Source organism: Gulbenkiania mobilis, from assembly GCA_004346645.1.
In the GTDB taxonomy this organism is placed as follows: Bacteria; Pseudomonadota; Gammaproteobacteria; order Burkholderiales; family Chromobacteriaceae; genus Gulbenkiania; species Gulbenkiania mobilis.
Genome location: SMDA01000010.1, coordinates 1 through 19,422 on the forward strand (window position 1 = coordinate 1; position 19,422 = coordinate 19,422).

Below are 19,422 nucleotides of genomic sequence, written 5' to 3' on the forward strand. Positions count from 1 at the left end.
CACGGTGTTCTTTGCACCATCGTTTGCCCACATCGGTTCATTACAGTGGTTGCGCCTTTGGATGCAGGTTATGAACCGCTATCAGCAAAAACATAGGGGATATCAAGTGCAACAAGCTGCCTCCGCTCCCCAGCCTAACTGTTTGGTCAAGCTGACGCCAACAGGCTCCGCCTGTTGGTACCCTCCGCTTCGCTCCGGCGCAGCTTACCGCGGGCGTTGGGCCTTTTCTGTCCCGGAAGGAACACTCATGCTCGCCGACCGCTTTGGCCGCTCAATCGATTATCTGCGCGTTTCGGTCACCGACCGCTGCGACCTGCGCTGCAGTTACTGCCTGCCCAAAGGGTTCAAGGATTTCGAAGAACCCGCTCACTGGCTCACCCATGAGGAGATCACTCGCGTGGTGGCCGCCTTCGCCCGGCTCGGCACCCGGCGTGTCCGCCTTACGGGGGGCGAGCCGCTGCTGCGTCGCGATATCACCGGACTGGTCCGCACCCTGTCGGCGCTGCCTGGCCTGGACGATCTCTCGATGACTACCAACGGCACCCAACTGACCCGGCTGGCCGGACCCTTGCGGCAGGCTGGGCTTGGGCGCCTGAACGTCAGCCTCGACTCGCTGCGGCAGGACTGCATGGCCACTATCACCGGGCGCGACTGCCTGGATAAGGTGACCGCCGGTCTGGAAGCCGCGCGTATGGCGGGCTTCACCCGCATCAAGATCAACATGGTGCCGCTTGCCGGTGTGAACGATGGTGACATTGAGGCGATGGTGGCGTTCTGTATTGCCCAGGGCTTCGTCCTGCGCCTGATCGAGGCCATGCCGATGGGCAGCACGGGCCAAGCCAGCCGCGGGCTGGACCTGCAGACGGTGCTTGCGGACCTTACCAAGCGGTTCGGTCTGGTAAAGGCTACCGAAACACTGGGCGGCGGCCCGGCCCGCTATTGGCAAACGCCGGATGGCGGCTTCACCCTCGGGCTGATCACCCCGCTCTCGCAGCACTTCTGTGCCACCTGCAACCGGGTGCGACTATCGGTGGATGGCACGCTTTATCTGTGCCTGGGTCAGGAGGCTGCCTATCCGCTCGGACCGCTTCTGCGCGCAGGGGCAAGCGATGCCGAGCTCGAAGCCGCTATCCGGGAAGCCATCGAATACAAGCCCGAACGGCATCATTTCAACGAAGCGCCCACCCGTGTGATGCGCTTCATGTCGATGACCGGGGGCTAGCATGCGCTCCGTCGACCCCCTGCTGCAGGGATTCCGCCGTTTCCAGGCCCGCTACTTCGGACGTCGTGACAGTATTTTCGAAGCCTTGCGTCATGGGCAGAAGCCGGCCACGCTGGTGATCGGCTGTTGCGACTCCCGCGTTCACCCTGCTCTTCTGACCGGTGCCGAGCCCGGCGAACTCTTCGTAGTGCGCAACGTGGCCAACCTGGTGCCTCCACACGATCCGGACAACGCACACGCCAGTGTGGCGGCGGCACTGGAGTTTGCCGTCCTGTCGCTGGGGATCGAGCGCATCATTGTGCTGGGCCATTCAGGCTGCGGCGGCATCCGTGCGCTGCTGACGCGCTGCACCGCACCGGGTAGCGCGCTGACACGCTGGCTGGACATCGCTATCCCAGCACGCCAGTTTGTCGAGCGGCACCATGCGCACGAAACCGAAAGCGTGCGGCTGAACCTGTGCGAAAAAGGCGGGATCCTGGTTTCGTTGGAGAACCTGCTGTCCTACCCTTGGGTGCGCGAGCGGGTAGAGGCGCGGACTTTGGCACTGGATGGCTGGTACTTCGATCTGCAGGAAGGGGCACTGTGGGGATACGACGGCGAAGCACGGCGCTTCCTGCCGCTGGTGTGCCCGCTCCCTGTCCGGTCTGCCGTCTCTCTGCCCACCTGAGCCTCCGTGAAGCAAAGACGCCCGGCGCACAGGCCGGGCGGATGGACTTTCTATGGCGCCGCAGGTCAGCTTTCCCAGCGCGCGCGTGCGGCCTCGTCGGTCTGCCGTGCCTCCACCCAGCGATGGCTGCCATCGGCCAGATCTTCCCGCTTCCAGAAGGGCGCCTCGGTCTTGAGATAGTCCATGAGGTAGGCGGCCGCCTCAAACGCCGCGGCCCGGTGCGGCGACGCCATCAGCACCAGCACGATCCCCTCACCCGGCGCAAGCGCCCCCACCCGATGGATGACGCGGCAGGCAGTGACCGGCCAGCGGTCTGCGGCAAGGGCGGCGATGCGCGCGATCTCGGCCTCGGTCACTCCCGGGAAGTGCTCCAGCCACAGGGCAGAGAGTGGCACTGCTGCGTCATGGGCACGCACCCGCCCGACAAAGGCCACCACGGCCCCGGCATCGCCGGCCTGCGCCAGCAGGGCAGACTCCTCGCAGGCCAAATCAAAGGGTGCAGCCTGGACATCCACTTTCAGCCACATGGATTCAGCCTCCGGTCACTGGGGGCAGGATGCCCACTTCGGCGCCGTCGGGGATCTTCACCACGCCTCGGGTAACCTGCCGGTCCACCACCACGCGGAAAACCTTGCCAGGTGCCAAGGCCTCGGCCCAGTCCGGTCCGCGCGCACGCAACAGGTCCAACAGGGCCTCGCTGTCGTCCCCCATCCATTCCAGCGTTTCCTGGTTGCGGCCCAGCGCCTCGCGCAGATAGCCGAAATACAGCACGGTGATCATTGTTCTTTCTCCAGCCAGGCCAGGATGAAGGCGGCCACGGCATCGGGTTGGTCAAGTGAAAGACAGGGAACGGCGGACTTCAGCGCGGCATCGCTTGCCACGGCGATCACCCACGGGTCATCCGGATGCCGTGGGGGCTTGCCCAGCGATGGACGGAACACTTCGATCTTGGGAACATCCAGCCCCTTCTGGCCTTCCAGCAGCACCAGGTCCACCGGCGCCAGCCGGGCCAGTTGCACCTCCAGCGCGGGAGGCGCCCCCTCCCCCACCTCGGCAAACACTCCCCAGCGATAAGGGGACACCACCATTACTTCGGCAGCACCCGCCATGCGATGGCGATGACTGTCCTTGCCCGGGGCATCCAGGGCGATATCATGATGGCTGTGCTTGATCACCGAAACGCGCAGGCCCGCTTCGGCCAACCTTGGCAGCAGCCGCTCGATCAGCGTGGTCTTGCCGCTGCCGGACCAGCCGGCCACCCCCAAAACGCGCATCCCGCTTCTCCTTTTGGCGGATTGTACAACGCAGACATTGCGGCTATGGTGCCGCTAGCCCCTCACACGAACACACCCATGAGCCAGACCCTCACCCATTTCGACGCCGCAGGCCAAGCCCATATGGTCGATGTCGGCGACAAGACCGAAACCCGCCGTGTAGCGGTGGCGACCGGCCACATCACCATGCAGCCCGATACCTTCCAGCAGCTGACGGCCGGCACGGCCAAAAAGGGCGATGTGATCGGCATCGCCCGGATCGCCGCCATACAGGGCACAAAGCGCACAGCCGACCTGATCCCGCTGTGCCATCCGCTGGCCCTGACGCGCGTGGCGGTAGATTTCACGCCCGAGCCCGAGGCATGCCGGCTGCACATCACCGTCACCGCCGAGACCGTAGGGCGCACCGGGGTGGAAATGGAGGCGCTCAGCGGCGTGACAGCCGGGCTGCTCACCGTCTACGACATGCTCAAAGCCGTGGACCGTGGCATGCAGATCGGTGGCGTGCGCCTTTTGGAAAAGCGGGGTGGCAAGAGCGGTCACTGGCAGGCAGATTCTGACCTGCCGGCGGCTTCATGACCATCCACCGGAAGGAGGAGCCCACTGTGATCCCGGTGCCCGCCCGCATGAAACGGTTGTCGACCAAGCTGCTGGGGCTGACCGCCCTGTCGCTGTTCGTGGCCATGATCGCCATCGGTTACACCCTCGTGCTGTCGTGGAAGCTGGAAGGCGGGGCGGCAGCCATCAATGACGCCGGCAGTCTGCGGATGCGATCTTATCATCTGGCCTACCTCTTGGCCCAAGGCGCTCCCGCCCAGGCGGTTCGCAATGAGGCCGGCATTTTCGAGGACACTCTAGAGCGGCTGCAGCGTGGCGATCCGGCACGCCCGCTCTTCCTTCCCGACAATGCCGATGTACGCGAGCAGGCCGCACTGATCGCCCGCCGCTGGCAGGATGATATCCGTCCGCGTGTGGATCATAGTGTGGACACACCCGCGGCCGGGCTGCGGCTCTCGGCCGAGGCGGTGGACGGATTCGTCGGCGAAATTGACCGACTGGTGGGACTGGTGGAGCGTGACAATGCCCGCAACACCACCTTGTTGCGGCTGTTCCAGACCGTACTGATCGCCCTGGCGATCGCCGGCACGGTGACGATGACCTACCTGATGTTCCTGCTCATCATCCGCCCGCTCAACGCGCTGGGCGGCGCCATTAGCCGCCTGCGCGACGGTGACCTGAACGTACGGGTACCGGTGGAAACCGACGATGAATTTGGCCTGCTCTCGGCAGGATTCAACCAGATGGCCGACCGCCTGCAGGACCTGTACATCACCCTGGAGCAGAAGGTCCGCGACAAGACGCAGGCGCTGGAGAACCGCAACCGTCAGCTGTCCACGCTGTACGAGATCACGGCCTTTCTGCACGAGTCACACAGCCAGACATCGATGTGCGAGGGCTTCATCGAGCGGCTGATGGCGCTGTTCAATGCCGATGCCGGCAGTGTGCGGCTGGTCGACATGGAGCGCAATCGCCTGGACCAGATCGCCCATCGCGGCCTGCCACCAGAGCTGGTGCGCGAGGAGGAATGCATGCCGATCGCCGGCTGCTACTGTGGCGACGCAGTCAGCCAGCCCTTTGCGGTGCTGCACCGCTTCGACCACCAGCCGGAAGACGTGCAGAAGACCTGCAGCCGGCTGGGCTTCGCGGCGATCTCGGTGTTCCACATCCGGCACAACCATCAGGACATCGGTATCTTCACGCTCTACTTCCGCGGCAGTCACACCCTCTCGGCAGCCGACCAGTTCCTCATCGAGGCCCTAGGCCAGCATCTGGGTGTGGCGATCGAGAACCAACGTCTTGCCGCACGTGATCGCCAGTTCGCCGTCGCGGAAGAGCGCAACCTGATGGCGCAGGGCCTGCACGACAGCATCGCCCAGTCGCTCTCCTTCCTGAACCTGCAGGTGCAGATGCTGGAAGATGCGCTGGCGCAAGGCGATCAGCCCGGTGCGGACGAAAACCTCGCTTTCATCCGCGAAGGCATCCAGGAATGCTATGAAGATGTGCGTGAACTGCTGCTCAACTTCCGCACCCGCATCAGCCGCGAGGAATTCCCGGCCGCTGTGCGCAGCGTGCTGGGCCGCTTCGAGAAGCAGGCCCAGGTCAGCACCAGCCTGGAAATGGAAGGCGACGGGCTGCCGCTCAATCCCCAGGAGCAGCTTCAGGTGATCTTCATCCTGCAAGAGGCACTCTCCAACGTGCGCAAGCACGCCGGCGCCAACCGCGTGAAAGTGGCAATCCGCAATGCCGGCGACTTCATGATGACGATCGACGACGACGGTTGCGGCTTCGACCCCGAGACCGTCACCGGCAAGCAGGCGCGTCATGTCGGCCTGTCGATCATGCACGAGCGCGCCAGCCGCATCCACGCAACTATCCATATTTCCTCGGTGCCCGAACACGGCACTCGATTGGAACTCGTACTGCCCAAAGAGGAGCGAATCGCCGCATGAGTGAAACTGTCCGAATCCTGCTGGTCGACGACCATACCCTGTTTCGCAGCGGCCTGAAGGCCCTGCTGCAGCGCCAGGCCGATTTCGAAGTAGTGGCCGAGGCCGCAGACGGCCTCGAAGGCGTGAAGCTGGCCGAACAGCTACGCCCGGACGTGGTGCTGCTGGACCTGGACATGCCGGTGATGCACGGACGCGAAGCGCTGGCGCAGATCGTTGATGCCTGCCCTGACACCGCAGTGCTGATGCTGACGGTGTCGGAAGACGGCGAGGACCTGACCGAATGCATGCGTCTGGGCGCGCGGGGCTATCTGCTCAAGAAGATCAACACCGACTTCCTGCTGTCGAGCATTCGCCGCGCGGTGGAGGGAGACAGCGTGCTGTCGCCGGAGATGACCGCCAAGCTGGTGGCACGGTTGCGCCAGCCGGTGCAGGCCAAGCCAACCGAGCTGGACAGCCTAACGCCCCGGGAACGCGAGACGCTGGGGTTCCTGGCACGCGGGGCCAGCAACAAGGAAATCGCGCGCAAGCTGGATCTGGCGGAGAGTACGGTCAAGGTGCATGTGCAAAACATCCTGCGCAAGCTGAACTTGCACAGCCGGGTGCAGGCCGCGGTGTACGCGGTAGAGCACGGGCTGGACCGCGCGCAAGACTGAGGATTCTTCAGGCAGAAGGGGCGGCTGCGCCCGGCTGCCCGCAGGCCGGACACGCTGGATCACGCTCAAAGCCCATTTCCCGCCAGCACGCCTCCAGCGCGTCGTAGCTCAGCAGGCGCCCGACCGGTGGCCGACCGACGCCCATCAGCAGTTTCAGCGTTTCGGCAGCCTGGTGCGCTCCCACCACCCCGACCAGCGGTGCGAACACCCCGAAGGTGGCACAGGGGCCGTCGCCCGCCTCCTCGCCGGGAAACAGGCATTCATAACACGGGCTCGCAGGATCGTGCGGCAGGTATACCGAAAGCTGGCCTTCGAAGCGCACCGCCGCGCCCGACACCAGCGGCACCCGGGCGGCGAGCGCGGCCCGGTTGAGCGCCCGCCGGGTGGCATAATTGTCACTACAGTCCACCAGCACGTCCACGGTGCGCGCCAGCGCCGTCAGGGTAGGCTCGTCCAGACGCTCCCGCAGGGCCTGGACCTGCACCGCCGGGTTGAGCGCCCGCACCGCATCAGTGGCAGCCTCCACCTTTGGACGGCCAAGATCGGTTTCGCGATAGGCGATCTGCCGCTGCAGATTGGAGAGCTCCACCACATCGTGGTCGGCCAACAGCAGTCGGCCCACGCCGGCCGCTGCGAGGAAGGGCACCACCGTGGCGCCCAGCCCGCCGCAGCCGAGCACCAGCACCCGGCCTTCGGCCAACCTGGTCTGGCCTTCGATGCCCACTTCCTTCAGGAGCAGATGGCGGCTGTAGCGCAGCAGGATTTCGTCGTTCATGGCTGTTCCTCGTTCTGGCGGCCGATCTAACCATGCGCCCCGCACCGCTGGCAATGCCCTGTTCCGGCTACGCCTTCCGGCGTAGTCCGCCTCCCCTTCCAAGGAAGGGGTTGGCGTCGCGTCCGGAACCGGCTACCGTTATGTACCTCACGTAATAGCGATACCCATGGCCGACATTTCCTCCAGGCTGGCAGCCGATCTGCCCTTCGGTCCCGGCCTCAGCCCTGCGCGCCTGGCCCTGCTCGAAGCCGTGGCGCGCACCGGCTCCATCAGCGCGGCTGCGCGCGCTGTCGGGCTGAGCTACAAGGGGGCGTGGCAGGCGGTAGAAGCCATGAACAACCTGAGCGACACCCCATTGGTGGCCCGCAGCGCCGGCGGCCGCGAAGGCGGTGGCACTCGGCTGACAGAACGCGGCGCCACTCTGCTTCGCACCTGGCAGGCAGTCGCCCAGGCCCAGGCGCGCTTCCTCTTAGCGGTGGAAGGCGTGATCCGGACCACCGATGATCTTGCCCTGCTCCAGAGGCTGACGATGAAGACTTCTGCCCGCAACCAGTGGTACGGCCGCGTGCATACCCTGCGCCCCGGCGCGGTGAACGATATGGTGGAGGTGGAGCTGCCCGGAGGGGACCGCCTGACCGCGCTCATCACCCGCGAAAGCTGCGAACTGCTGGGGCTATGCCCGGGCAGCGAGGTGGTGGCGCTGGTGAAGGCCGGATCGGTGCTGCTGGCCACTGGCGACACCGACCACTTGGCGGTGCCCAACCGCCTGACCGGTACCATCAGCCGCCTCACCGCCGGCGCGGTCAACTGCGACGTGGTCATCGACCTGCCTTCGGGGCAATGCGTGGCGGCCACGGTGGACCGCAGCAGCGCCGAGGCGTTGGGACTGGTGCCGGGCCTGTGCGCCACCGCGCTCTTTTCGGCCAACCAGATCATCCTCGGGGCTTTGCCCCGACTGCACACGGAGCCCCCTCGGCCATGAACTTCCGATTGACCGCACTGGCGGCTCTGTTCGCCATGCAGCAGGCGGCGGCCGCCGACCTGACGGTGGCCGTGGCCGCCAACCTGCAATACGCCTTTGAAGCCTTGGCACGCGACTTCACCCAACGCACCGGCCTGACCGTAGAGCCAAGCTACAACTCGTCGGGCAAGTTTGCCGCGCAGATCCAGAATGGTGCGCCGTTCGACGTCTTCCTTTCGGCCGACCGGGAGTTTCCGGACAGGCTGGCCGCCTCCGGTCAGGCAGCCGGTGCCCCTCGTGTCTATGCCCGCGGCGTGCTGGTGCTATGGACGGCCGGCGACGCCGACCTGAGCGACTGGCCAAAGCTGCTGCGGGAGGGCACGGGCAAGGTGGCGATCGCCAATCCGGACACAGCACCCTACGGGCGAGAAGCAGTGAACCTCCTCACGCACTACCGTCTGCTGGAGCGGGTGAAGCCGCGTCTGGTGTATGGCGAAAGCATCGGCCAGACCACGCAGTTCATCGAAAGCCGGGCGGCCGAGGCAGGCTTCACTGCCAAATCGCTGGTTCTTGGCCCTACCTTGCAGGGCAAAGGCCGCTGGGTGGAGCTGCCTGCCGGCAGTTACCGCCCGATTGCCCAGGCGGTGATAATCACCCGCTACGGCGCCACCCACGCGCCCACGCAGGCGCGCAAGTTCGTGGACTACCTCTTCACCCCGGCAGCCCAGGCGGTGTTCGCCCGCTTCGGCTACCTGAAGCCCTGACATGACCGTGGACCTCGCCCCTCTATGGCTGACGGCACGGCTCGCCACGGTCACCACGCTGATCCTGCTCGCCGTAGGCGTGCCCCTGGCCGGATGGATCGCCCATAGCCGCTCGCGGTTCAAGCCAGTGTTCGAAACCCTGATCGCCATGCCGCTGGTGCTGCCGCCGTCGGTACTGGGCTTCTACCTGCTGATGGCACTGAGCCCCGCACGCTCGCTGGGGGCTTGGCTGCATGCGCGCCTGGGAGTGGACCTGGTATTTTCCTTTCCCGGGCTGGTGGCAGGCTCGGTGCTTTTCAGCCTGCCCTTCATGGTACAGCCCCTGCAGGCCGCACTGACCAACCTACCGGACAGCTTGCGCGAAGCCGCCTATACGCTGGGCAAGAGCCGGCCGGCCGCCTTCTGGCAGGTGGAGCTGCCGTGCGTGCGTCCCGCCCTGGTGGCCGGCACGGTGATGGCCTTTGCGCATACCGTGGGGGAGTTCGGCCTGGTATTGATGCTGGGGGGCAACATTCCCGGCGTGACACGGGTCGCATCGATCGCTATTTATAACGAAGTAGAAGCGCTCAACTACGGCGCAGCGCATCTTTATGCCGCCATCCTCTGCAGCTTCTCCTTCGCGGTGGTGCTGGCGGTGCACCTGCTGCGCCGGCGCACGGAGGGGGGCGCATGATCCACTGGCACCTGACGAAGCGGCTCTCGCCGCATTTCGTGCTAGACCATTCGGCCAACCTTGCGCCCGGCAGCTTCACCGCGCTCACTGGCGGCTCCGGAGCGGGCAAGACCACGCTGCTGCGCCTGCTGGCGGGGTTGGAAACGGCCGACGATGGTTACTTGGAAGTGGACGGCGAGCGCTGGATCGACGGTCGCCGCCAGATACCGCCGCAACGGCGCAGTGTGGGCATGGTGTTTCAGGATTATGCGCTGTTCCCGCACCTGACGGTGCGCGGCAATATCGCCTACGCCGTCCCGGGCGGGGAACGTGCCCGGGTGGACGCCCTGCTCGAACTCACGGCGCTGACGGCACTGGCCGACCGGCGGCCGGCACAGCTCTCCGGTGGACAGAAGCAGCGCGTGGCGCTGGCCCGGGCGTTAGCGCGCCGGCCACGGCTACTGCTTCTGGATGAGCCCCTCTCTGCACTGGACCCAGCCCTGCGTCATCAACTGCAGGACGAACTGGCCGCACTACACCGCCGCTACGGCCTGACCACGTTGCTGGTCAGCCACGATCTGCCGGAAGTGTTTCGTCTGGCGGACCGGGTGATCCGTCTGGAACACGGCCGCGAGACAGCCTGCGGCACGCCGGCCCAGGTTTTTCTCGACAAGCAGGGCGGCGACGGACGCTGCCTGATCAGTGGGCAGGTTCTCGCGCACGAGGAAAGCGCGGGGCTCACCTGGCTGACGGTGCTCGCCGGTGGCGACATCGTCCGTCTGCCGATGGCCTCCCGGCTCGCCCGGGCCTACCCGCCGGGTAGCCCGATCACGCTGGAGGCCGGCGCGCTGCGCCCGGCCGAACCTTTCGGCCAACCCCTGCCCTGACCTGCTAGCTGCCGGAGGTGTGGTGGAAGCGGTCCACCTGGTCCACCAGCGAATGGGCGGTGGCATTCAGCGCCGAGGCCAGACGGGCCGCCTCCTGCACGATGGCGGAGTTGTCCTCGGCCAGCGAGGCGATGCGGCTGATGTTGACGGCTACCTCGTTGCTGGCTGCGGTCTGTTCCTGCATCGCCAGGGCCGTGGCCTGGCTCTTCTCTGCGGTCTGACGGGCTTCTTCGTACAGGGCATCCAGCTCGCCCAGGGTGGCCGTCACCAGCGTCATACCCGATTCCATCTGTGTGCGCGCCGTGCTCATGCGGCTGGCGGCGTTCTGGGTTTCTCCGGTGATCGCTTCGATCAGCTGGGCGATCTCCACTGTTTCCTTGCCCGTGCGCTCAGCCAGCTTGCGCACCTCGTCCGCCACCACAGCAAACCCACGGCCCAGTTCGCCGGCGCGCGCGGCTTCGATCGCGGCATTGAGGGCCAGAAGGTTGGTCTGATCGGCGATCTCGCGGATGGCGGTGATGATCTGACGGATATTCTGCGACTTCTGCGCCAGACTGCCGATGAGGTCGCCCGCGCCTGCCACGCTGTGCGAGGTTTCCTCCAGCGCCCGAGTGGTCTCATGCATCCGTGTTCGCCCGCTGGTGACACCGCGCTGCATCTGCTGCGCCACGTCCAGGCTCTCCCGAGTGTTGTCGCTGACCACGTTCATGCCCACCGACATCTGTTCGATCGCTGCGGCAATGCCGGTGGACGAGGTGCTCTGGGCCTCGGCAGTGGTGGCTGCGCGTCCGGACACCCCCTGCAGGTCGGCCACCGCATCCATCAGCTGGTGGGCGTTGCGCTTGACCACCTGCAGCGTATCGGCAAAGGCATCCACCAGATGGTCGAAGGCGGCTCCCATACGCGCCACTTCGTCCGTGCCCGCGAGCCGGGCGCGCGGCCCCAGGTCGAGGGAGGCGGCCATCTGGCTCATCATATTCTCCAGTGCCACCACCGGGCGGCGAATGCTGCGGTAAACCGCTACGCCGGCCAGCCCGAGCCCAACCAGCAGCAGCAGCGTGCCACCGGCAATGACCATCAAACGGGTTCGGGCCGCCTGGACCTCGGTGGCCACCTGATCGGCCAGGTCGGCCAGCAACAGATCCTGCGCGGCCTTCAGACGGGCGATGCGAGCCGAACTGACCCGAAACCAATCGGCCGGGGTGACGGTGAGAGTGGCCCCCGGCTCAGCGCCCAGGATGGCGTTGCGCAGTGGCAGCACCGCGCCCATTTCCGGCGCGTCAAGTTCGGACCGTACCCGTACCTGCAGTACCTCCGGAGCCTGCAACACGAACTGCTCCAGACAGGCAGTTTGCTGCGCCTGCAGGGTGACCGCCTGGCGCAGAGCGGCCGGACTGATGCTGCCGGTGGCCAGGGCGCCATTAACGAAACCTCGCTCACGGCCGGCATACTCTTTCACGCACATCAGGTGAGTGAGGGCGGAGCCGGCTCGGATCAGCCCTGGCTCGTCGCTGACGGTCTGCACGTCGGACACCAGGTTGACCAAGGCTTCCACCGCCCGGGTGTAGGCGCCGAAGGCCTCGGTCGCGGCAGCGGTGCGCCGGTCGACCGAGGACCGGGCCTGCTGCAAGCCCTCGACCATGCCGGCCGCTGCCGTCATGCGCTGCGCCAGCTCGGGGTGCGAGGTCTGCGCCTCCAGCGTCCGGAAGACCTTCAGGGCATCGTCGGTCTTGCCACGTGCTTCGGCCAACGGCGCCGGCAGACTGCTGCTGCCGCTGAGAAATCCGTTGGTCAGCCCCCGCTCCGTCTGCAGTGCGTCCACCAGGCCGGAGGCAGCGGTCGAGGCCGACACCAGCTGGCGCGATGCCTCCATCTGGCGCAAGAGGCCCAGATGGCGGGCCGATTCCCAGCCGGCCAGTACGAAGGTCAGCAGGGCGAAAGGCAATACCAGCAGCAAGAGCTTGGTACCGAGATTGAGGCGGGACAGCATGAGCAGGCTCCACAGGGGGGCGTTCTAAGATGTTCTAGCGCGTGTCCGGTCTGGCTACAAGAAAGCGCAGCAAATCATTAAAGCAAAAAACCGCACTGTACGTGCGGTTTTTTACACAAACACTTAAAGCTGTGGCGGTATTTTCAAACCCGCGGCCGTACCAGCTGCCAGGCACGCCCGAGATAACCCACGGCCCCGAAGCCGCTCCACACATGCACCAGCCGGGTGAAGGGAAAGATCACGAACAGGCTCATGCCCATGAACAGGTGGGCCTTGAATACCCACGAGACGTCGGCAATGATCGCCGCGGCCCCGCCACGGAAGGTCACCACATGCTGCGCCCACTGCATCAGCTTGAGCATTTCCTCGCCATCCATATGCGACGACGAGACGTAGATCGTGGCCAGCCCGAGCACCACCGTCACCAGCAGCCACAGGAGTACCAGCTTGTCGCGCCAGGTGGTGTTGGCCGAAAGCCGGTCGCTGGTCAGGCGACGGTAAAGCAGGATCACCAGCCCGGTGAGGCAGACAAAGCCCATCACGCCGCCGGCAGTCATCGCAACAATCTGTTTAAGGCTGTGAGTGACGCCCACCGTGTCCCACACCGACACCGGCGTGAGCAGGCCGACCAAGTGGCCGAAGAAGAGGCCCAGGATGCCAATATGGAACAGCATGCTCCCCAGGCGCAGCTGGCTTTTGACCAGCAGCTGGCTGGAGTCGCTCTTCCAGCTGTACTGTTCGCGTTCGAACCGCACCAGACTGCCCAAAAGGAACACCGTCAGGGCAATGTATGGATAGATGCCGAACAGGAATTGATGCCAGGTATTCATTTTCGTCTCCTGCCCGGCACGGCCGCAGCCGTACCGGGTTCGTCAAGGCCAGACTGCCCGGCAGGGCAGCCTGCCGTAGGGCTTCAGGCCGAAGGCCGCTTTGCGTAGAAGTTGATCGGCGCCACCGCCGGCAGGCCGGGCTTGAGCAGGGGTTCTACCCCGTCCACGCCGGGGCCGAAGGTTTCCAGCGCCTCGTCCATGTCGCGCACAGGCGGTACTGTCAGCGGCTCGGGTGCCACCGGCGACAGCCATACCAGCGCCTCCAGCGCACAGGCGTAGGGGCTGGCGTTCTCGCGAAGCCGGCCCGCCACATGGGCCACCACGTGTACTGCATCGCCCAGCAGGCGGGCCGCCTCGGCCGCTTCGCAGGTGGAGAGGAACTCCAGGAACAGCGGCAAGTAATCCGGCAGTTCGCTGGTAACGGGCTCGAAACCGTGGGCACGGTATTCCTCGATCAGGTCCACCATCGCCTGACCGCGCGCGCGGTCCTCACCATGGATGTGCTCGAAAAGATGCAGGGCGTGGCCCGGCGTGCGGTCGAAAGTCTGCACGTAACCTTCCTGCAGGCGGATAAGGTCTCCGCCCGACAGGTGGACCAGTAGCGGCTCCATCATTGCGGCCACGGTGGGGGTACCCTCCAGCACCATGCGCACCGCGTCCAGACTGTCGAGGAGCTCCCCCTCGGGGTAGCACAGAAGCGCCGAGAGCGCCCGGTAGATCCTGCGGTCCATGTCAGCCTCCGGCATTGAGCTTGCGATCACGCCGCATGTCGTGGAATACGATCGGAGTGGCCTTTTTCTTGCCGAAGAGCGACCCTTCCGACACGCCCGACGAGCAGCCGTTGCCGAAGGAGAAGCCGCAGCTGGCCTTGTCGTCGAAGGTGCTTTCCACCATCTCCTTGTGGCTGCTGGGGATCACGAAGCGATCTTCGTAATTGGCGATGGCCATGATCTGGTACATCTCTTCCACTTGCGCACCCGAAAGATGGGTGCCCTTCAGGGTGGAAGGGTCCGAAACCTTGTCCACGCTCTTCCTGCGCATGTAACGACGCATGGCCACCATGGTTTCCAGGGCCCGCACCACCGGCTCCTCCTTGCCTGCGGTGAGCAGGTTGGCCAGGTAGCGGATGGGGATGCGCAAATCCTTCACGTCCGGGATGATGCCGTTCTCGCCGATCAGGCCGTTCTCCAGCGCGGACTGGATGGGAGACAACGGCGGGATGTACCACACCATCGGCAGCGTGCGGTATTCGGGGTGCAACGGGAAAGCAACCTTCCACTCCATGGCCATCTTGTACACCGGCGACTTCTGGGCGGCGTCGATCCAGCTCTGCGGGATGCCTTGGCGCTGGGCTTCGGCCACGATCTCCGGCGCGTGGGGGTCAAGGAACACGCCCAGCTGCGCTTCGTACAGGCTCTTGGGGTCTTCCACACTGGCAGCGGCCTCGATCTTGTCGGCGTCGTACAGCAGCACACCCAGATAGCGGATGCGACCTACGCAGGTTTCCGAACACACCGTCGGCTGGCCGGCCTCGATGCGCGGATAGCAGAAGATGCACTTCTCGGCCTTGCCGGTAGTCCAGTTGTAGTAAATCTTCTTGTACGGGCAGCCCGAAACACACATGCGCCAGCCGCGGCATTTGTCCTGATCGATCAGTACGATGCCATCGTCCTCGCGCTTGTAGATCGAGCCGGACGGACAGCTGGCCACGCACGCCGGGTTCAGGCAGTGCTCGCACAGGCGCGGCAGGTACATCATGAAAGTGTTCTCGAAGGCCGAGTACATCTCCTTCTGGATACCCTCGAACAGCGCGTCCTTGCTGCGCTTGCTGAACTCGCCGCCCAGGTCGTCCTCCCAGTTGGGGCCCCACTCGATCTTGTCCATCTTCTTGCCGGTAAGCACCGACACCGGGCGTGCAGTGGGAGGTGTTTCGACCTCGGGGGCGTTCTGCAGGCGCTCGTAGTCGTAGGTGAACGGCTCGTAGTAGTCGTCGATCGCCGGCAGATTGGGGTTGCCGAAGATGTTGGCCAGAATCTTCAGGCGACTACCTTGGCGCGGTTCGAGCTTGCCGTCGGGCCGGCGCACCCAGCCGCCCTGCCATTTTTCCTGGTTTTCCCATTCCTTGGGGTAGCCGACACCAGGCTTGGTTTCGACGTTGTTGAACCAGGCGTATTCGATACCGTCGCGGCTCGTCCAGACGTTCTTGCAGGTGATCGAGCAGGTATGGCAGCCGATGCACTTGTCCAGATTGAGCACCATGCCGATTTGGGCTCGGATTTTCATACTGTTCTCCTTAAGTGAAGGGAGAAGGGGCGGAGGGTTGGCCGAAGGCGCCCTCCCCGTCCCTTCACTCGGCCAGCGGCCTTTCCATCCAGTCCACGTTCTTCATCTTGCGCACGATCACGAACTCGTCGCGGTTGGCGCCCACGGTGCCGTAGTAGTTGAACCCCCACGACAGCTGGGCATAGCCGCCGATCATGTGTGTGGGCTTGGTGACGGCACGGGTCACCGAGTTGTGGATGCCGCCGCGCTTGCCGCTGGTCTCCGCCCCCGGCACATTCACGATCTTTTCCTGGGCGTGGTACATCAGGGTCATGCCTTCGGGCACCCGCTGCGACACCACCGCACGGGCGGTCAGGGTCCCGTTGGCGTTGAACACCTCGATCCAGTCGTTGTCGACGATGCCCGCTTTCCTGGCATCCACTTCCGATACCCACACGTGAGGCCCGCCCCGACTCAGCGTCAGCATGCGCAGGTTGTCCGAGTAGGTGCTGTGAATGCCCCACTTCTGATGCGGCGTGATGAAGTTAAGGACAATCTCGTCATGGCCGTTGGGCTTCTTGCCCAACAGCGCAGCGGTGGTTTTGAGGTCTACGTGCGGCTTGTACACGCACAGGCCCTCGCCGAAGGCACGCATCCACTGATGGTCCTGATAGAACTGCTGGCGGCCGGTCAACGTGCGCCAAGGGATCAGCTCGTGCACATTGGTGTAGCCAGCGTTGTAACTCACCTCCTCGCTTTCCAGACCGGACCAGGTGGGCGAGCTGATGATCTTGCGCGGCTGAGCCTGTATGTCGCGGAAGCGGATGCTGTCGTGCTCGCGCGGCAGTGCCAGGTGCGTGTGGTCGCGCCCGGTCACCTTGGAGAGTGCGGCCCAAGCCTTCACCGCGACGTGGCCGTTGGTTTCCGGCGCCAGTGTCAGGATCATTTCCGCGGCGTCGATTGCAGTGTCCAGCCGCGGCTGTCCTTTTCCAGCGCCCTCGGCAACGGTGCGGTTCAGGCCGCGCAGCACGTCCACTTCATGCCCGGTCTGCCAGCCAATGCCCTTGCCGCCGTTGCCCACCTTCTCCAGCAAGGGGCCAATGGAGGTGAACTTCTGGTGGATGGCGCGGTAGTCGCGCTCCACCACCGTCATGGCCGGCATGGTCTTGCCCGGCACCGGCTCGCACTCGCCCTTCTTCCAGTCGCGCGGATCGAAAGGCTGGCCCAGCTCCTGTGGGGTGTCATGCATCAGCGGGGTGAGCACCAGATCCTTGCGCACGCCGAGATACTCGCCACCGACTTCGGACAGCGCCTTGGCAAAGCCCTTGTAGATCTCCCAGTCGGTCTTGGCCTGCCACAGCGGTTGCACGGCTTCGGAGAGCGGGTGGATGAACGGGTGCATGTCCGAGGTGTTGAGGTCGTCCTTCTCGTACCAGGTCGCCGTCGGCAGGACGATATCGGCGTAGAGGCAGGTGGTGGACATGCGGAAATCCAGCACTACCAGAAGGTCCAGCTTGCCTTCGGCAGCGGGGCGAACGGTGATCTCGCTCGGACGGATGCAGTCCTCTTCAGAGTTCATCACCGCGTTCTGGGTGCCCAGCAGGTACTTCAGGAAGTATTCGTGGCCCTTGCCGGAGCTGCCCAGGATGTTGGAGCGCCAGACGAACAGGTTGCGCGGGAAGTTCTGCGGGTTGTCCGGGTCGTTGCACGCCATGTCGAGCGTGCCGTCCTTGAGTCGGGACACGGTATAGGCCACCGGGTCCTCACCGGCCGCCTCGGCATCTCGGGTTACATCCAGCGGGTTGGCCGAAAGCTGCGGAGCGGACGGCAGCCAGCCCATGCGCTCGGCTTTGGCGTTGTAGTCGATCAGCGCCATGCTGGCCATTCTGCCGTCGGCGGTGGGGCAGAGGATCTCATTCACACCCAGCTTTTCATGACGCCACTGGCTGGTATGGGCGTAGAAGAAGCTGGTGCCGTTCATCTGCCGGGCCGGACGGTTCCAGTCGGCGGCAAACGCCAGCGGTGCCCAGCCGGTTTGCGGACGTAGCTTTTCCTGACCCACGTAGTGGCACCAGCCACCACCGCTCTGGCCGATGCAGCCACAGAGCATCAGCATGTTGATGATGCCGCGGTAAGTCATGTCCATGTGGTACCAGTGGTTGAGCGCCGCCCCGACGATGACCATGGACTTGCCATGTGTCTTGTCGGCGTTCTGGGCAAACTCGCGCGCCACCTGAATGACCATTTCCGGCTTCACGCCGGTGTGTTTCTGCTGCCAGGCGGGGGTATATGGCACGTCGTCCATGTAGCTGCTGGCGACATTGCCGCCCCCCAGGCCACGATCGATGCCGTAGTTGGCGGCCATCAGGTCGAATACCGTGGCCACCGGCACACGCTGGCCGTCGGCCAGGGTGATATGGCGTACCGGCACGTTGCGCGGCAAAAGTTCGTCGTGCTCGGCGCCAAAGTACGGGAAGTGCACGCTGGCCACGTCGTCCCGGGTGTCGATCAGCGACAGCCGACCGCGGATCTCGCGCCCGCTGCCACCCTCGCGCTCCTCCAGGTTCCACTTGCCCTGCTGGCCCCAGCGGAAGCCGATCGAGCCATTGGGCGCCACGATGTCACCACTGATCTCGTCCAGCACCAGCGTCTTCCACTCGGGATTGTTGTCCTCGCCAAGGTTGGCCGAAAGGTGGCTGGCCCGCAGGAAGTAGTCGGGCACGTAGCCGTCGCCATGCGGCTTGAGCGTCACCAGCATCGGCATGTCGGTGTACTGGCGGATGTAGTCGGTGAAGTAGGCCGACGGCTTGTCGAGGTGGAATTCCTTGAAGATCACATGGCCCATCGCCATGGCGAGCGCGGCGTCGGTGCCTTGCTTGGGCGCCAGCCAGATGTCGCCGAATTTGGCCATCTCGCCGAAGTCGGACGACACCGCTACCGTCTTGGTGCCCTTGTAGCGCACTTCGGTGTAGAAGTGGGCGTCCGGGGTGCGCGTCATGGGCACGTTGGAACCCCATACCATCAGGTAGGTGGAGTTGTACCAGTCGGCCGATTCAGCCACGTCGGTCTGCTCGCCCCAGGTCTGCGGGCTGGAAGGTGGCAGGTCGCAGTACCAGTCGTAGAACGACAGCGGTACCCCGCCGATCAGGCTGAGGTAGCGACTGCCGGCGGCGTAGCTCACCATCGACATGGCGGGGATCGGCGAGAAGCCGATCACGCGGTCCGGACCGTAGCGCTTGATGGTGAAGGCGTTGGCGGCTGCCACGATCTCGTTCACCTCATCCCAACTGGCACGCACAAAGCCCCCCTGGCCGCGCTTGCTCTTGTACTGCTGCGCCGTCTCGGGGTTCTGGCTGATGTGCTCCCATGCCTCGATCGGCCCCATCGTCCGGCGCGCCTCGCGCCACAGGCGCATCAGCCGGCCCCGTACCATCGGGTATTTCACGCGCTGCGCGGAGTAGACATACCAGCTGTACGAAGCCCCGCGCGGACAGCCGCGCGGCTCGTGGTTGGGCAGGTCGGGACGGGTGCGAGGATAGTCGGTCTGCTGGGTTTCCCAGGTGATCAGACCGTTCTTCACATACACCTTCCAGCTACACGAACCGGTACAGTTCACGCCATGGGTGGAGCGTACGATCTTGTCGTGCTGCCAGCGCTGACGGTAGGCGTCTTCCCACTTGCGGTCTTCGTTCACCACGGCGCCATGGCCGTCCGAGAAGGTGCTTTTGACCTTGCCGAGGAAGTTCAGGCGGTCGAGAAAATGGCTCATCATGCCTCCAACGTTGGCCGCGCCGGGAAACCGCCGCGGCAGACTTTTGTCATGGTTGGATGGTAGGGAAAACCGACGGCCGCCCCCATTGGCCGGTTGAAGGGAAAACGCGGCGCGGAAGGCCTAGCCCCGCCTAGCTACTAAGGCGTAGTGCGCCTCCTCCGTGTGGCAAAAAAACGGGCGCCCCACAGGGCGCCCGAAAGGTT

General features: G+C 65.0%; 17 protein-coding genes and 1 pseudogene. 9 read left to right on the top strand and 9 right to left on the bottom strand.

The genetic code is table 11. The features are described 5' to 3' along the window. Positions 1-247: 247 nt before the first annotated feature. Together moaA and EV669_RS12720 are read left to right on the top strand one after the other, a co-directional pair. Positions 248-1,222 (top strand): GTP 3',8-cyclase MoaA, encoded by a 975-nt coding sequence (moaA, locus tag EV669_RS12715; protein ID WP_132098877.1) that lies wholly within the window; start codon positions 248-250, stop codon positions 1,220-1,222. Position 1,223: 1 nt separating this feature from the next. Next, positions 1,224-1,889, top strand: coding sequence for a carbonic anhydrase (locus tag EV669_RS12720; protein ID WP_055433679.1), 666 nt, complete (start codon positions 1,224-1,226; stop codon positions 1,887-1,889). Positions 1,890-1,954: 65 nt separating this feature from the next. Here EV669_RS12720 and EV669_RS12725 read toward each other — a convergent pair whose 3' ends face one another. The 3 genes and pseudogenes from EV669_RS12725 to mobB all read right to left on the bottom strand — a co-directional run. Continuing rightward, positions 1,955-2,416: a molybdenum cofactor biosynthesis protein MoaE gene (locus EV669_RS12725; RefSeq protein WP_055433678.1), complete on the bottom strand. Its 462-nt coding sequence runs from the start codon at positions 2,414-2,416 to the stop codon at positions 1,955-1,957. 4 nt (positions 2,417-2,420) lie between these two features. After that, positions 2,421-2,669 (bottom strand): MoaD/ThiS family protein, encoded by a 249-nt coding sequence (locus EV669_RS12730; protein ID WP_132098878.1) that lies wholly within the window; start codon positions 2,667-2,669, stop codon positions 2,421-2,423. Further along, a pseudogene (mobB, locus tag EV669_RS12735) lies at positions 2,666-3,181 on the bottom strand (molybdopterin-guanine dinucleotide biosynthesis protein B); the annotation flags it as partial. The gene EV669_RS12730 and the pseudogene mobB, both read right to left, overlap by 4 nt. A 60-nt stretch (positions 3,182-3,241) precedes the next feature. On the opposite strand from mobB, the gene moaC reads away from it, so the two are divergent. The 3 genes from moaC to EV669_RS12750 are packed head-to-tail and all read left to right on the top strand — an operon-like array spanning position 3,242 to position 6,326. After that, positions 3,242-3,742, top strand: coding sequence for a cyclic pyranopterin monophosphate synthase MoaC (gene moaC, locus EV669_RS12740; protein WP_082446395.1), 501 nt, complete (start codon positions 3,242-3,244; stop codon positions 3,740-3,742). Continuing rightward, a complete protein-coding gene (locus EV669_RS12745) occupies positions 3,739-5,673 on the top strand; it encodes a type IV pili methyl-accepting chemotaxis transducer N-terminal domain-containing protein (RefSeq protein ID WP_132098879.1) in 1,935 nt (644 codons plus the stop codon). Before moaC ends, EV669_RS12745 begins: the two co-directional genes overlap by 4 nt. Continuing rightward, positions 5,670-6,326, top strand: a complete 657-nt coding sequence (locus EV669_RS12750) for a response regulator (RefSeq protein ID WP_054286008.1) — start codon at positions 5,670-5,672, stop codon at positions 6,324-6,326. The genes EV669_RS12745 and EV669_RS12750 overlap by 4 nt, the downstream gene beginning before the upstream one ends. A gap of 7 nt (positions 6,327-6,333) precedes the next feature. On the opposite strand, the gene EV669_RS12755 is transcribed toward EV669_RS12750, so the two are convergent. Continuing rightward, complete coding sequence (locus tag EV669_RS12755) at positions 6,334-7,101, bottom strand: HesA/MoeB/ThiF family protein (protein WP_054286007.1); 768 nt, start codon at positions 7,099-7,101, stop codon at positions 6,334-6,336. Between the two features lie 166 nt (positions 7,102-7,267). Between EV669_RS12755 and EV669_RS12760 the strand changes: the two genes are divergently transcribed. From EV669_RS12760 to EV669_RS12775, 4 genes are read left to right on the top strand one after another with little or no spacing between them, the layout of a single operon-like run. Next, positions 7,268-8,083, top strand: coding sequence for a TOBE domain-containing protein (locus EV669_RS12760; protein WP_132098880.1), 816 nt, complete (start codon positions 7,268-7,270; stop codon positions 8,081-8,083). Next, the gene (gene modA, locus EV669_RS12765; protein WP_132098881.1) at positions 8,080-8,826 is read left to right on the top strand and encodes a molybdate ABC transporter substrate-binding protein; all 747 of its coding nucleotides are present in this window, start codon (positions 8,080-8,082) and stop codon (positions 8,824-8,826) included. The genes EV669_RS12760 and modA overlap by 4 nt, the downstream gene beginning before the upstream one ends. A 1-nt stretch (position 8,827) precedes the next feature. Then, the gene (modB, locus tag EV669_RS12770; RefSeq protein WP_132098882.1) at positions 8,828-9,499 is read left to right on the top strand and encodes a molybdate ABC transporter permease subunit; all 672 of its coding nucleotides are present in this window, start codon (positions 8,828-8,830) and stop codon (positions 9,497-9,499) included. Next, a complete protein-coding gene (locus EV669_RS12775) occupies positions 9,496-10,365 on the top strand; it encodes an ATP-binding cassette domain-containing protein (RefSeq protein ID WP_132098883.1) in 870 nt (289 codons plus the stop codon). Before modB ends, EV669_RS12775 begins: the two co-directional genes overlap by 4 nt. Before the next feature lie 4 nt (positions 10,366-10,369). On the opposite strand, the gene EV669_RS12780 is transcribed toward EV669_RS12775, so the two are convergent. The 5 genes from EV669_RS12780 to EV669_RS12800 form a co-directional block, all read right to left on the bottom strand. Beyond that, positions 10,370-12,355 carry a methyl-accepting chemotaxis protein gene (locus EV669_RS12780; protein ID WP_132098884.1) on the bottom strand — a complete coding sequence of 662 codons (1,986 nt, stop codon included), beginning with the start codon at positions 12,353-12,355 and terminating at the stop codon, positions 10,370-10,372. Between the two features lie 143 nt (positions 12,356-12,498). Then, positions 12,499-13,185: a respiratory nitrate reductase subunit gamma gene (gene narI, locus EV669_RS12785; RefSeq protein ID WP_132098885.1), complete on the bottom strand. Its 687-nt coding sequence runs from the start codon at positions 13,183-13,185 to the stop codon at positions 12,499-12,501. Between the two features lie 83 nt (positions 13,186-13,268). Then, positions 13,269-13,916, bottom strand: a complete 648-nt coding sequence (narJ, locus tag EV669_RS12790; RefSeq protein WP_054286056.1) for a nitrate reductase molybdenum cofactor assembly chaperone — start codon at positions 13,914-13,916, stop codon at positions 13,269-13,271. Between the two features lies 1 nt (position 13,917). Further along, entirely contained in the window at positions 13,918-15,468 is a 1,551-nt protein-coding gene (gene narH, locus EV669_RS12795; RefSeq protein WP_132098886.1) for a nitrate reductase subunit beta, read from the bottom strand. A 64-nt stretch (positions 15,469-15,532) separates the two neighbouring features. Continuing rightward, positions 15,533-19,216, bottom strand: coding sequence for a nitrate reductase subunit alpha (locus tag EV669_RS12800; protein WP_132098887.1), 3,684 nt, complete (start codon positions 19,214-19,216; stop codon positions 15,533-15,535). Positions 19,217-19,422: the final 206 nt, after the last annotated feature.